At 41.3% G+C, this 13,544-nt stretch carries 12 protein-coding genes; 3 read left to right on the forward strand and 9 right to left on the reverse strand.

Annotated features, from left to right (window positions below; genetic code table 11):
* Nucleotides 1-212 precede the first annotated feature (212 nt).
* The 3 genes from ctaD to fdxB all read right to left on the reverse strand — a co-directional run bounded on the left by ctaD (nucleotide 213) and on the right by fdxB (nucleotide 3,935).
* Entirely contained in the window at nucleotides 213-1,904 is a 1,692-nt protein-coding gene (ctaD, locus tag V7L29_RS03110; RefSeq protein WP_334734500.1) for a cytochrome c oxidase subunit I, read from the reverse strand.
* A gap of 201 nt (nucleotides 1,905-2,105) precedes the next feature.
* Nucleotides 2,106-3,098: a cytochrome c oxidase subunit II gene (locus tag V7L29_RS03115; protein ID WP_334734501.1), complete on the reverse strand. Its 993-nt coding sequence runs from the start codon at nucleotides 3,096-3,098 to the stop codon at nucleotides 2,106-2,108.
* A 543-nt stretch (nucleotides 3,099-3,641) separates the two neighbouring features.
* Nucleotides 3,642-3,935, reverse strand: coding sequence for a ferredoxin III, nif-specific (gene fdxB / locus V7L29_RS03120; protein ID WP_334734502.1), 294 nt, complete (start codon nucleotides 3,933-3,935; stop codon nucleotides 3,642-3,644).
* Between the two features lie 1,010 nt (nucleotides 3,936-4,945).
* Between fdxB and V7L29_RS03125 the strand changes: the two genes are divergently transcribed.
* Complete coding sequence (locus V7L29_RS03125; RefSeq protein WP_334734515.1) at nucleotides 4,946-6,535, forward strand: helix-turn-helix domain-containing protein; 1,590 nt, start codon at nucleotides 4,946-4,948, stop codon at nucleotides 6,533-6,535.
* A gap of 69 nt (nucleotides 6,536-6,604) precedes the next feature.
* On the opposite strand, the gene V7L29_RS03130 is transcribed toward V7L29_RS03125, so the two are convergent.
* On the reverse strand, nucleotides 6,605-7,582 hold the full coding sequence (locus V7L29_RS03130) for a sucrase ferredoxin (RefSeq protein ID WP_334690435.1): 978 nt from the start codon (nucleotides 7,580-7,582) through the stop codon (nucleotides 6,605-6,607).
* A gap of 1,239 nt (nucleotides 7,583-8,821) precedes the next feature.
* On the opposite strand from V7L29_RS03130, the gene V7L29_RS03135 reads away from it, so the two are divergent.
* The gene (locus V7L29_RS03135; RefSeq protein ID WP_334734516.1) at nucleotides 8,822-9,574 is read left to right on the forward strand and encodes a Mut7-C RNAse domain-containing protein; all 753 of its coding nucleotides are present in this window, start codon (nucleotides 8,822-8,824) and stop codon (nucleotides 9,572-9,574) included.
* 17 nt (nucleotides 9,575-9,591) lie between these two features.
* Here the strand turns inward: V7L29_RS03135 and V7L29_RS03140 are convergent, their stop codons facing one another.
* Complete coding sequence (locus V7L29_RS03140; protein ID WP_334734503.1) at nucleotides 9,592-9,813, reverse strand: hypothetical protein; 222 nt, start codon at nucleotides 9,811-9,813, stop codon at nucleotides 9,592-9,594.
* Between the two features lie 113 nt (nucleotides 9,814-9,926).
* Between V7L29_RS03140 and V7L29_RS03145 the strand changes: the two genes are divergently transcribed.
* Nucleotides 9,927-10,943, forward strand: coding sequence for an ROK family protein (locus tag V7L29_RS03145; protein ID WP_334734504.1), 1,017 nt, complete (start codon nucleotides 9,927-9,929; stop codon nucleotides 10,941-10,943).
* A 115-nt stretch (nucleotides 10,944-11,058) separates the two neighbouring features.
* On the opposite strand, the gene V7L29_RS35365 is transcribed toward V7L29_RS03145, so the two are convergent.
* From V7L29_RS35365 to proB, 4 genes are all read right to left on the reverse strand, one after another.
* A complete protein-coding gene (locus V7L29_RS35365; protein WP_442944119.1) occupies nucleotides 11,059-11,265 on the reverse strand; it encodes a type II toxin-antitoxin system PemK/MazF family toxin in 207 nt (68 codons plus the stop codon).
* Complete coding sequence (locus V7L29_RS03150) at nucleotides 11,252-11,488, reverse strand: AbrB/MazE/SpoVT family DNA-binding domain-containing protein (RefSeq protein ID WP_334734505.1); 237 nt, start codon at nucleotides 11,486-11,488, stop codon at nucleotides 11,252-11,254. Before V7L29_RS03150 ends, V7L29_RS35365 begins: the two co-directional genes overlap by 14 nt.
* A gap of 103 nt (nucleotides 11,489-11,591) precedes the next feature.
* Nucleotides 11,592-12,176: a Uma2 family endonuclease gene (locus V7L29_RS03155; protein ID WP_334734506.1), complete on the reverse strand. Its 585-nt coding sequence runs from the start codon at nucleotides 12,174-12,176 to the stop codon at nucleotides 11,592-11,594.
* 51 nt (nucleotides 12,177-12,227) lie between these two features.
* Complete coding sequence (gene proB / locus V7L29_RS03160; RefSeq protein ID WP_334690441.1) at nucleotides 12,228-13,337, reverse strand: glutamate 5-kinase; 1,110 nt, start codon at nucleotides 13,335-13,337, stop codon at nucleotides 12,228-12,230.
* Nucleotides 13,338-13,544: the final 207 nt, after the last annotated feature.

Consider the following 13,544-nt stretch of genomic DNA (forward strand, 5'->3'; position numbering starts at 1 on the left):
TTCCAAGCTTGAAGTTCCGAGTTCTGAACTCGAAGTTTCGAGTTCCAAGCTTGAAGTTCCGAGTTGTGAACTCGAAGTTCCGAGTTCCAAGCTTGGATTTCCGAGTTCTGAACTCGAAGTTTCGAGTTCCAAGCTCAAAACTTCGAGTTCCAAGCTCAAATGAGTAAAACTTACAGTCACCTTAACAGGGATAGCGGTACTTACTTTACAAACTAAGCACTAGCTTCCGGCGTTGCAGCTGGCTCTATTTCAAGCTTGTTATCATGACCGTAGTCATAAGGGCCATGAGTAACAACCGGCAACACTTCCCAGTTTTCAATTGCGGGTGGGGAGCTAGTTGTCCATTCTAAGGTCAAACCATGCCAAGGATTATCACCTGCCAAAGGCCCCTTCAACCAACTGTAGATCATGTTGATGGTAAAGGGAATTACCGATATCCCCAAAACAAATGAACCATAGGTACAAATTTGATTGAGGTCGAGAAATTGGGGGTCATACATTGCCACTCGTCGCGGCATTCCTTGCAAACCCAACTCGTGCATGGGTAAAAAGGTGAGATTAGTGCCGATGAAAGTGAGGGCAAAGTGAATGCGTCCTAAGTTTTCATTCAGCATTCGTCCTGTCATTTTGGGGAACCAGTGATAAATACCGGCATAAATGCCAAACACGGAACCGCCAAACAGAACGTAGTGGAAATGTCCTACTACATAATATGTGTCGTGGACGTGAACATCAAAGGGGGCTGTTCCCATCGTCACACCACTTAAGCCGCCCATAACAAACATCGATAACAAGCCAATGGCGAAAAGCATTGCACTGGTGAAGCGGATTTTACCACCCCAAAGGGTAGCAACCCAGGCAAAAATCTTAACGCCAGTGGGAACTGCAACTATCAGTGTGGAGATGGTGAAGAACATCCGCATCCAACCGGGTGTGCCACTGGTAAACATGTGGTGTACCCAGACGAACAGACCGACAAGGCAGATTGCCAAACTGGAATAAGCGATCGCTTTATAACCAAAGATTGGCTTGCGGGAGTGAACTGGAATTACCTCCGACATGATGCCGAAGATGGGCAGAATCATCAAATATACTGCCGGGTGCGAATAGAACCAGAATAAGTGTTGGTAGATAACAACGTTACCGCCTGCATCTGGTTTAAAGAAGGAAGTACCAAAGTTGAGGTCAAACAACAGCAGGACTAAACCCGCTGCTAATACAGGTGTGGAGACGAGTGCTAGGACGGAGGTGGCTAAAATTGCCCAGCAAAACAAAGGCAGCTGATCCCATCTCATGCTGGGAACCTTCATCATCACAATGGTGATTACAAAGTTCAGCGAACCCAAAATTGAGGAAGTTCCTACCAAGATGATCGCAAGTATCCACATAGTTTGAGCGATTGGTGCTGTCACCAAGCTCAAGGGTGGATAAGCTGTCCAACCAGATTGCGAACCGCCAAAAATGAAACTACCTAATATCAGCGCACCTGCTGGTGGATTTAACCAAAAGGCGATCGCATTCAGCTTCGGGAAAGCCATATCCCTAGCACCGACCATCAATGGCACCAAATAATTACCAAATCCCCCAATCGCACTAGGGACAATCCACAGGAAGATCATGATCGTCCCGTGATTGGTCATGAAAGCGTTATACAGATTGGGGTCGAGGAAGTCTGCATCTGGTGTTGCTAATTCAACACGGAGAGCAACAGCCATCAGTCCGCCAATGAGATAGAACACAAACGCCGTCACTAGGTATTGAATACCAATAACCTTGTGATCAACATTAAATGTAAAATAGTCCTGCCATTTCCACGCCTTTGGGTGGGAGGTGTGGCTAACTACCTGAGTTTTCGGTTTATTTTCTTCTGGTGGAGTATTCCGTGGAAATTCTACCTGTGTCATATTTTTTCCCGCTATGCAGAGTTCAGGGTCAAACGTGCAAAGTAATTAAATTTGACTCTCGTACAGACGCGATTAATGAACCAGCGCGTTGCGGGGGTTCCCACGCCACTTGCTCCACTTGGGGAAACCCCATCGCCCTTGGCGTCTCCCCTTGGGAGAAGACCGCAGTGGCTCCCCGTTGTAGCGACTGGCGTCGCGTCTCTACTCTTGACTCTTGACTAATGACTTTAGAGTTGCTGCACTAATTCCCATATGATGGGTGTGGGGAGCGAGAAACTCTGATGTTGATAAGTCGGCTGGATTAACAGCAACGACTTGATTTAGGTTTTGTTGTTGAGCGATCTGGTTTTCTGTCCGCCAGCTATTATATTCTTCCGGTGTGTGGACAATTACCTGTGTCCGCATTGAACCGTGATAACCACCGCACAACTCAGCACAAACTACAGGATATGTACCTGGTTTGGTGGCAACAAATCGTAGTTCGGTAGGGATACCAGGAAGTGCATCTTGTTTCAGGCGGAAGTTTGGCACCCAGAATGAGTGAATTACATCTTGTGCTGAAAGGTTGAGTTGCACATCAGCACCGACGGGAATGTGCAATTCCCCAGAGGTAATGCCACTATCGGGGTAGTTAAATAACCAGGCGTACTGCATCCCTTTGACATCAACAACTAAGTCGGCTGGTTTGTTTAGGGTTTTAGGAGAGGCGCCAATACCAATTGTCGGGGCAATTGAAGGGGCAGTAGTTGTTTGAGAGGTATCGTCTAGGGTAGCTGCGATGGCGCTTCCCGGCATATGAGCAACATGAGCTGCTGAATGAGGATGACCCGCAGGCTCAAAGCCTCCCATCCGGTTAAAAACATCTACACTGTAAATGCCCAAGCCGAGAACAATCACTGTTGGGATTGCTGTCCAAAAGATTTCTAAGGGAACGTTGCCTTCCACCCACACGCCATCGCCATCGTCACCCCGACGGTGACGAAACTGAATCAAAAAAAGTACAATTGTTCCTTCTACCACTAAGAAGAGAGCGATCGCAATGGTAAACATGACGTTAAAAAAACCGTCTACCATAGGCGCTTGTTGCGATGCTTGCACCGGGAATAGACTGTGATTGTGACCGAGCCAAATGCTGATTGCTGTAACTACTATCCCAGCAACCAGAGTCCATAGTGAAACAGGAACTTGTTGCATATATGCTACCTGCTCTGTAAACCGTCTTTAAAGGTGTATTTTTCTGGGTTTTGGGTATTGAACACTGGGCATTGTTATCTATTTCCTATTCCCCATTGCCCATTCCCCATTCCCCATTCCCTGTTTGTAACTACTAGGTTTTACATTTTTACAGGGCAGCGTTTTTTTGTTTTTACTTATTAACTTTCTAACGTGCAGCTAGAAAAAATGGGGGAAACTTCCAGATTTTTTCCATATCTTTCCCCCAGAAAATTACAAATTATATTTCAACTCCTATGAAAAAGATAGCCCCCTGCTTATAAAAAAGCTAGTTGTTCCAAGAGGGCACTGTTAGTCCTAATATTGATTAGGCTATATTAGCAGCAAGTTTAAATTTGTTAATAGCTAACAATTTGCGATTTACGGATTTGTTTACTGTGAACTTTTTATCTAGTTCCAGTAAATATTTAGTATTCCCCTCAAGTTACCTTGCCTAGCGCATCTGCGCTTTATACAAACAGTGCCTCCTTGAATGAACAACAATTTTGATTAACTCCAAAAACCTTAATTGTTTAATGCAACATGGGTGTAGCAGTTCTTGGGACAAATTCGTGAACACGCTTCACAACCAATACAGTTATCTGGAGAAGTAACTGCCATTACTTTCCGTTCAATTTCTTCATCATCTTCATCTTCCACAAATTCCCCTTCTTCATTGAGTGCCTTCAAACCTAGCACATTGTACCCACATACTTTAATGCATCTGCCACAGCCGATACATTTTTCCTTATCAATCTCCTGAGCAAATTTTGGTGTCCAAGTCTTACCGCCAAATGTCAAACCTGTTAGTTGTGCCATGAATAAGTCCTCGGCAATTTCGCCTGTTAATCTGTTTGCCCTTTAATCATCATATTATCCTAATGTTCTATTTTTTTGGTATTCAAAAATTACTTTTATCTCATAAAAATTTGATGACTTTGAACACAATGCTAGATTATTTTTGATTGACAAGAATAGATGATAATTATTGCCAATAATTATTATGCATGTTTGATTATTGAAATATCTGTCTAGCATCTATAGCGGTTCTCTATTGCATCCAAGTCTTTCTTTCATAGGGATGCACAGCTAGCTGTGCGCCCAAAACGCTGAAAAAAAGGGATAACTATTATTTACAGCCGATACAACTATATCTATTAGAGTGATGATATTCTTTTTCAAAGATATTTAGTTTTAGGCAAATAAATTTAAATAAACAGTATACATATATACTAGACAGAACTGTCTGTTCATTATTTACAATTTGGTAGAACCAATATGTATTTTAGAAAGCAACAATTTCCAATTTAGCTTTAATGAAAATATTTAGATAAATCTGGATACAATAAATATTATTCAAGTTAGAAAAACTGAACTTTTTAGCAAATGAATGTAAACTTTATAGCAGAAGTTTATGATATATTAAAGATTTAATTTATTAATAAAGGCGCTAAAATTAAGTCCAATTACAATAGGCTGATTTTTTTGCAAAACTATTTTGGTTAAGGTTTTACAGTTAAAGCTAAAATGTTCATTAAGTATATAATTAAATAAATGTTAAGATTTTTTTCTAAGCTCAATACGAACAAATTAATCATTTTTTATATGAAATGTATAGTTAATAAAGAAGTTTGATTAGGCTCGGCTTGAAAGCCTTAAATAGCTTCCAATTGGATGCGAAGTCAAAATATGGATGTGGGGAGTGAGTGTGGTGAGAAAAGATTATTCTCACCAAAAAGATAATGTGGTAGCGAGTCATGAATAAACAGGACTCATCCAGGGGAGACCTGAGCCAGACATCTCAACGATTAGAGTGGGAAAAGAGCCATATGCCTTATACAATTCCTAACAACAGTTGCGTTGGATGTGACAACTGCCGCCCCCAATGTCCTACGGGTGCAATCAAAATAGAGAACAATGAATACTGGGTTGATCCTGGTCTTTGTAATAATTGTGAGGGCTATTATTCAGAACCGCAATGTGTAATAGCTTGTCCAACTAATTCTCCTATTCGCTGGCAAGCGAAAAAGGGGAGATGTAAAGTTGAACCGAGAGATGCTACCAGCTTAGACTTGTTTTCTAACGGAAAGAATAACCCATTTGCTTCAGCGATCGCCATCTGGGAAGCTTGTAATGTACTAGCGCAACGCACATCTTTACATTGGGAAACTGATGAGGAGGGTTACCTATGTTACAGCCGACAAGTCAACCAAGGTCGAGGAGCGATCGCTTTTCACATTCAAGATCCATTCAAAGTTAGTGACAAGGCCACAGATTTAGGAGCAATTGAGGGGCTTGACATCAGAGCCGCTTGCATACATCTGATTTTTGCAGCTTATGCCACAGCTTTAAAGCAACCTTGGGAGCAAGAATTTGCGATCGATGAGCGACAAATTGAGAAATATTTGGGGATGGAGAAACGCAAAGACTTGAGCAAAGCTGCCAAGCTAGCTTTAATGAAAAATATCGTTCAGCAAGCTTGCTCCCTGATTATCTCCATAGACTGGCCCCAACAAGGTCGAATTAACGGATTTTCTGTTACAGGCAGCCGCTTATGGCACTTGTTGGACATTCAGCACCACTTTCAAGAAGACAATCTCGGATGCAAATATCTTATTGGACTAACTTTTAAAGTAAAAGCAGGCATTTGGGCACAATATTTCTTAAACAAACAAGCATGTAAAGAGCGAACCGCATTCTATCAATACGGCAGTCTCCCTAAAACGCTGCTAACCACAGTCATGAGCATTTGGCAGCAACATGAAGGCGCAGTCCGACTAATGCTGTGGTTGCTGTTTAAAACCAAAATGGGCAAAGAACAACGCATTACCATTCCTACCTTGCTGCGTATTGCTTACGGTGAAGAAAAAGTCGCCCTTGCATCCAGACAACGGGAAGAACGCAAACGTCTGCTGCGAACTTTTGAAAGCGATTTGGAAATTCTCAATCACTATGGAATGAAACCACTTTTTGACCCAGTTACCTACCCACCAGAAATTCAACCTTTGTGGGCGAAGTTAGTTGATCTTCCCGAAGATCCAGATGAAGCATTGGAATTTTGGACTAATGACGGTGGTGCTGAAACTCGCCTCACAGACACAGGCCCCCGTGGTAAATGGAATCTGCTAATGAATGCACGGATTTTGGCTTTTGAACTCCCACCAGAATGGGAACAGCAAATCTCAGAATCAGAAAAAAAGAAAACAAGAACTGCTAAAGCCAAAAGGAAGCCCAAAACTACAAACGATTTGCTGGGTGAACAGATTTTGCAGGCGCGAAAAAATTTGAATCTTTCGCAAAGAGAGTTGGCAAAGCTCACAGGTAAAAGCCAAAGCTGGATTCGAGATATCGAAAATGGTCGTCTAAAAGCCAAGTTAGAAGACCAAGTACTGTTACGAAAAGTCTTAAATATGCCTTAATTTCGATTCGGGATTGGAAATCTAGAATTTAAACGCAAAGAGGAGGCAGCGTTTAAAACCTTTATAGTTTTACGTACTATAAGTCATCACCTTACTAGAGGTAAGCCAATGACTAGCTATAGCATATTTAGTAACTACCAACTCTTGTTTAGCATTGCATGAACTCTTCAATTGTTGAGTCTTAATTTCATCTTTCACAAGTTTAGCATGGTAAGTGTAGAGAGAACCAGAAGGTTGTTCAAAACTTAGTTCAGCTAGAATAGTATTATTGTCTAAACTTTGCTCCAAAATTTTGCCTGCAACTTTGTAGTTAAACCAATCCCATCCGTTCTTGAGGATTAGTTCTCTTTCCAAAATCTGAAGTGCAGCAGGCAGAACTCCCCAGCCTCGATAGACTTTATTTAAGCATTGAATATCGCCAGTCCGGGTCAAAATCGATCTAAATGAATCTTGATCGAGAACACCGTAGTATCTTCCTTCTGGCAAGTCTATGACTGTTGGTGCAAACCGATGTCCACCAAAGTGGGATGATTTCCAAATTCGCACATTATCTAAGCACAAATCAGCAATAGTCGCTGTTGCATAAAAGTAAAAAGGAGCGCCATATCTAGCACAACATTTATCATAGCTACCGTGGGTACACACTAAGATATCTCTAGTTAAACTAGTTTCTACCTCAGAATCATAACTAATACCCCATAACCATTTTTGGATAGCTGCTGCTACTTGCTCAATATTTGCTAGTTTAAACTCTTGCTTGCAGTATCCATTACTTAACCCCTTTTTTCTTTGATAAATCAAAAGTGTAGTATGGTTTACTTTGTGTGATAAATCATTAGCAATTAAGAGGAATCTAATCGGTAGTTTAGCACGCTTCACTTTCTCTACTAAAATCCTCAAATTCTCGGGCACCCATTTGGAATTAAATACTTCTGATGTCCAAGGTTGAGGACACTCAACTAAAATATAGGTTTGGTAATTGGTGGCGCTACCAATAATATCTTCTCCTGCTTGCCGTGAAGAGTCAGAACAAAAAACAGTATTCATCTAGTTATACTCATTAGCATATTTTATGGACAAAAGGTATTAGAAACTACAATTGTGTTCTTAGCTACAATATCCTTTACTCAAGGAGATAAAAAAGAACAATATCTATTTCCCAGTTCAAACTAAGTAGCCACTTTATAACATCATTTTTGATCAACATCTTTACGATTAATAAATTCTCCACAATAGAGATAAACAGTGTCAAGAGATATTTTTCCGTAAGAGCGGCGTTAATTTTGTATCTAGTTTTATTGTTATCTGGTATTTTATAAATTCTCACTTCTGAAACCGACTTTTCTAAACTTATTTTTTTTCTCAAAATCAAATATATTCAATCTCCTGCGTAGAGCCTTCGCGTACCCCTGCGGGGAAGCAAGCTACGCGCAGCGTCTCGTAGAGAAGCATCTCGTAAAGCCTGCGGCATAGCTATTCTTAGGGCGCAGCCCAAGGTAGAGAAGAGAAGCAGCTTGTCGTCAGACATTGCTTGGAGAGTAACAGGCGATCAACTTGCTTACAATATCGATGTAGCTGATACTACAATCAAAAATATTGCTAGCAGCAACCTATTTGTTTAAAGTTTTGCTGAAATTATCTACATAGCTAGTTACAGATCCTGTTTTTACAGATCAAGATATCATTCTGTGCCGCTTTTCTGAGGAACATACTCCTAAAGGTAGATGCGGAAACATTTGATAAACAATGTTGCCTTTGGTAAGGCAATACTGTTTTAAGACTTTTTCCACACTATCTGCTTTTTATGTATCTGTATATTTATACATGTTGAAAATAATTCTCAATTAACTCAGAAAAAATAAAGACAATTAAGCTAAAGGTAAATGCTTTAGTGTCCCCTACTCCATGTATAATAAGTTAATAATCAAGACCAGTGACTAATTATTAGCAGCGTCACTGACATCAACATTAACTAACCTGATATTTACCCTCTTACCTAATCTAACTTCCTGAAAAACACATTACATTAGGGTTTGATTCTGGGCATCTGTCTTGACTGTAACTGAAGTCAATAAGAAATGCAAGTATTTGAGAATCCTTGTAACTTCTTTACAGTTTGTTGCTTCCAAAAGGTTGGTAAAATCAAGTTAACCAGCATTTTAGAGTGGAAATGGCTCACCATAAGAAGCATTTATAATTTTAAGATAATAGATAATTTTTTGCAATTGTGGCAAATTATTGCTAGCGCACAGTTGTGCGCCCCTATTAATCCAAATATCTGTGGCTATGGCGAGCGCATATTTCTATTTTCATGCAGAATTAAATCATTTTTTACCACGGCATCATAAGCAGGTGAGAATTTCCCATTTTTTTGAGGAGAAAGCCTCAATTAAGGACATGATTGAGTCGTTGGGTGTGCCTCATCCAGAAGTTGATTTTATAGAAGTTAATGGTGAATATATAAATTTTTCTTACATTGTTTCGGATGGAGATATTATCAATGTTTATCCAATTTCAGCTAGGAGTGTTATTATACCAAGCGTTTCTGTTCTGCCAAAACCGCTTAGTATTATCCGCTTTGTTTTAGATATTCATTTGGGCAAGCTAGCGACATCTTTACGACTTTTAGGTTTTGATACTTTATACCGCAATGACTACGAGGATGAGGAATTAGCCCAAATATCCTATAGCCAAGCGCGGATTCTCTTGACTCGTGATAAGGGTCTTTTGATGCGTAGTTTGGTAACACATGGGTATTACGTTAGAAACACTAACCCTCAACAACAAATCATAGAAGTACTTCAACGATTCGACTTGTTTAAATTAATTTCACCATTTAAACGGTGTTTGCGTTGCAATGGATTATTAGAACCTATAGATAAGCAATCCATCATTTATCAACTGCCAGAAAATGTGCGAGCGCAGATTGATGAATTCCAGCGTTGCCAAGGCTGCGATCGCATTTATTGGAAAGGTTCGCATTATGAACGATTGCAACAGTTTATTGATGCAGTACTTAACTCACAAAAAGGTGAGTAAGTTACTAATGGCAATATTCAACCGGCTGAAATATTGCCACTAATTATTTGACTACCCCCGATTCTTGGATCTTCATCTTGGCGATTCAAATCATCAGGAGTGGGGTTTTGCTTACTCTGTCCACTAACTTCGTCTGGTTCAATAGGATCTGCCTCTTGAGCTTCATCGATATCAATAGAGCGAGGAGGTTCTTTGGCGTGAGATAAATCGATGAGTGGATTGGGTTGATCGGAAGTCATAATTTACTAAATTATTATGCCGTTTTCTATAGTGTTGAATTTATTTTGCTTGCAAACATCTTTCTTGAGAAAGAAACCACGTATTGTAATAATTCAAAAGAGGTATAAAAACTATGACATTAATTTTAGCTCTCGATTTTGGCGGAACTAAGCTGGCGGCAGCATTGGTAAATCTCGGTTCTAGAAAGTGGTTGCGTTATGAACGCCGCCTTTCGCCAGCAAATGCAAATGCTAATACTGACTTGGAAATTATGCGATCGCTCATTTACTCTCTGTTGCAAGACACAAAACCTGCTGCGATCGGTGTCAGCTTTGGGGGGCCAGTTGACGCTTCCACGGGGACGGTGAGACTATCTCATCATGTCGCTGGATGGGAAAACATTCCCCTCAAAGGCTTATTAGAGAACGAGTTTGGTGTTCCTGTTGGTGTAGACAATGATGCTAATGTTGCTGCTTTGGGAGAACATCGTTTTGGTGCCGGCCAGGGATACGATAGCCTGTTTTATATTACTGTCAGCACTGGCGTGGGTGGTGGTTGGATACTCAACGGTAAACCTTGGCGGGGTGCTGGTGGGATGGCTGGTGAAATTGGACACATGGTTGTAGATCCTGCTGGGCCAGTTTGTTTATGTGGCAAGCGGGGATGTGTGGAACGTTTGGCTTCGGGGCCTTATATGGCGCAAAATGCTAGGGAGATTTTGGAAAACGTAGACGCACCAGCGGCTTCCTGGAGGGTACCGCAGAGGCGCGGAGGACTCACAGATGGAGAAGTTTTGAGGGGTTTGGTGGGGGATAATTTAACGTTACTGACAGGGCAATTGGTAAGTGAGGCTGCGGCGGCTGGAGATGATTTGGCTAAGGAAGTTTTGCATAAGGCTGCTTGGGCGCTGGGTGTGGGTATTGGTAATGTGGCGAACTTGATGAATCCGCAGCGCTTTGTTTTGGGAGGTGGTGTAACGAAGGCGGGGGAGGCTTTTTGGCAGGTGATGCGTCAGGTGGCGCGGGAGACAGCTTTGCCGGAAGTTGATTTTGAAGTTGTGCCGGCGGTGCTCGGGGATGATGCGCCTTTGTGGGGGGCTGTGGCGATCGCTTCTATGATGGTAGAGGCATTAAAGTTTTTAGTAGAGTAATTACCTCAACTGTGACTTCATCTAGTGCTTTGCAAGCAAACTCGGCTTTTCTTTCTTGCCAGTCGAAAGACTTCACCTGATCTGCCAGCACTACTCCTGATACTGTTAAACCTTCTCAAACAGGTACTTCAAACGGATATCCCTTGACTTTCGTAGTAATCGGACATACCAAGGCCAGTCGAACTCGACGATTATATTTAAGTGGTGAGATCACAAGAGCAGGACGCCTACCTGCTTGCTCACGTCCAATTTGAGGCGTGAAATTTATCCAAATAATATCGCCCTGTTTCGGTATGTATAATTCAGAATCAGAATATTTCATGACCTATAGGCTTTCCACTGTCAATTTCACCATGTAAATTATCGGGTGTTACTCGTGACAGTAGTTCATCGAGGTCATGTACTTTTTCACTTAAGCAGGGTAAGTTGCTCGTAATGCTTTGCAATGCTAAGGATTCTATAGATTGACCAGTTAACTCAGCAAGATGATCTAATTGCTCAAACAAAGATTCTGGAATTTCTAACGTCAGCTTTTGGTTAGCCATCTTTGGGCGGATTCGATAGTTGTTTTTTTATTATGAGTCTTACGGTAAAAATTAACATTCTTTGCGATATTCAAATATTTTCTTTCATTTAAACTTACTATTACTATTGAATACCCTGGCGAAACTCTCTAATTGCTTCTAAGGGAGACGAGAAAAAAAGACAGCGATTGAGCAGGGATAAATCTAATTCTGCTAGCAACTCACTTTTAACAACTTTCTCATATTCTTGTTCTCGTAAGCAGTAAACTTCAAATGTGCCATCTTCCCAAAACCAAACTTCTGGGACTCCCATTAATTTGTACTTCTGTAGCTTGATGGGACTACCACTAGTAATCACTACTTCAATGCAGAGGTCTGGTATAGGTTTGTCGGTTCCAAAGCAATAAGATAAGTCTGCTTGATATTCTACTATCTTGGGAATAATCTGGCTAAAACTCCCACTAGGGAAAAATTCAATGCCCTGTTCCACGAAATACTGCCCCAGAAGCAAACCAATTAAACACTTAATCACCTCGTGAGGTTTACCAATAGTCACTATTTCTAAGACTCCATCACAATAAAACAGACGCACCCCTGGTACATTTTCAAAGCTAGCTTGAATCGCTTTGAACTGTTCCCAACTCAATCCACACCGGAAGAAGCGTTGTTCTTCTGGTAAGTTAACAGCATTTGCTAACGTTTGAGTCATAATATTTTTTACTCCCCGGTTATTAGTCACGAAATTTATCTTATTTCCATCTTAAGTCAAAACTAATTTATCCCGGTGAATTACAGTTTCTGCACCGGCATAACCCAAAATTATGGGAATTTCCCGTGAATGACGCCCGCGAATCTTTTGCAGTTCATCGCTGTTGTAATTTACAAGTCCTCTGGCAATTTCGTTACCGTTGGTGTCGCACAATTGCACAGCATCCTGTGTGTCAAACTCTCCTTCTACAGCTTTAATTCCAGTTGCTAATAACGATTTTCCTGCTAGAGAAATTGCAGCGATCGCACCTTCATCTAAATACAATTTACCCGCAGGTACAAGACCGTAAGCTATCCAACGTTTACGCGCAGAAGTTGGTTCAGGTTGCGGTTCAAAATGCGTCCCAATAAGTTCACCTTGGATAATTTTTTCGATATTCCGGGGAAATCGTCCTTGAGTAATTACAGTTCGCACTCCAGCCGCAATGGCAATCCTCGCAGCCGAAATTTTTGTTACCATACCGCCAGTACCCCACCGAGAACCTTGGGAACCTGTTTGTATCTGTAATTGAGCCAATTCTTTAATGCTACTAACTACAGCGATCGGCCGGGCATCTGGCACAGAACGCGGATCGGCTGAGTATAACCTATCGACATCGGTAAGCAAAAATAGCCAATTTGCTTCCACTAAGCTCGCAACCAATGCTGAAAGGGTGTCATTATCACCAAATTTTAGTTCGTCTATTGCTACGGTATCATTTTCATTTACTATGGGAATCACTCCCAGTACCAGTAGTTCCTGAAAGGTGTTGTAGGCGTTGAGATAGCGGCTGCGCTGTACCAAATCACTACGAGTCAGTAATACTTGGGCGATCGGCTGTTGCAGGGTAGTAAATAAATCATCGTATATACGAATTAACCTGCCTTGTCCAACTGCTGCTACAGCCTGTTTGAGTGCGATCGCCTTGGGACGTTCAGTTAAACCCAACCGCGCACAACCTACCCCCACAGCGCCAGAGGAAACCAAAATCACTCGATGTCCCTGTCGTCTTAAATGGCAGAGTGTCTCCGCCAAGCTAGCGATAGTAGAAAGTGCTAATTGTCCCGTTTCTGGTTGAGTTAGGCTAGAAGTGCCGATTTTGACAACAATCGTTAGTGGCATCTAAAAAGTCAGGAGTTAGGAGTGAGGAGTTAGGAGTTGAATTTAATTCATAACTCATAACTTCTAACTCCTAACTCAATTTGTAAAGCGCCAATCCCTCTATAGTGAAGGCTGACGCTTTACGGGTTTATATTTACTTAGTATGAGTTGGGGTCTTTTTTTGCTGATCCCATGTTATTAATACTTATGATCCCCGATTTTTGGATT

The organism is Nostoc sp. (assembly GCF_036916575.1).
Taxonomy (GTDB): Bacteria; Cyanobacteriota; Cyanobacteriia; order Cyanobacteriales; family Nostocaceae; genus Nostoc.

Coding starts and splice junctions, on each gene's coding strand:
- ctaD (WP_334734500.1), bottom strand. CDS start 1,904: ATGACACAGGTAGAATTTCCACGGAATACTCCACCAGAAGAAAATAAA.
- V7L29_RS03115 (WP_334734501.1), bottom strand. CDS start 3,098: ATGCAACAAGTTCCTGTTTCACTATGGACTCTGGTTGCTGGGATAGTA.
- fdxB (WP_334734502.1), bottom strand. CDS start 3,935: ATGGCACAACTAACAGGTTTGACATTTGGCGGTAAGACTTGGACACCA.
- V7L29_RS03125 (WP_334734515.1), top strand. CDS start 4,946: ATGCCTTATACAATTCCTAACAACAGTTGCGTTGGATGTGACAACTGC.
- V7L29_RS03130 (WP_334690435.1), bottom strand. CDS start 7,582: ATGAATACTGTTTTTTGTTCTGACTCTTCACGGCAAGCAGGAGAAGAT.
- V7L29_RS03135 (WP_334734516.1), top strand. CDS start 8,822: ATGGCGAGCGCATATTTCTATTTTCATGCAGAATTAAATCATTTTTTA.
- V7L29_RS03140 (WP_334734503.1), bottom strand. CDS start 9,813: ATGACTTCCGATCAACCCAATCCACTCATCGATTTATCTCACGCCAAA.
- V7L29_RS03145 (WP_334734504.1), top strand. CDS start 9,927: ATGACATTAATTTTAGCTCTCGATTTTGGCGGAACTAAGCTGGCGGCA.
- V7L29_RS35365 (WP_442944119.1), bottom strand. CDS start 11,265: ATGAAATATTCTGATTCTGAATTATACATACCGAAACAGGGCGATATT.
- V7L29_RS03150 (WP_334734505.1), bottom strand. CDS start 11,488: ATGGCTAACCAAAAGCTGACGTTAGAAATTCCAGAATCTTTGTTTGAG.
- V7L29_RS03155 (WP_334734506.1), bottom strand. CDS start 12,176: ATGACTCAAACGTTAGCAAATGCTGTTAACTTACCAGAAGAACAACGC.
- proB (WP_334690441.1), bottom strand. CDS start 13,337: ATGCCACTAACGATTGTTGTCAAAATCGGCACTTCTAGCCTAACTCAA.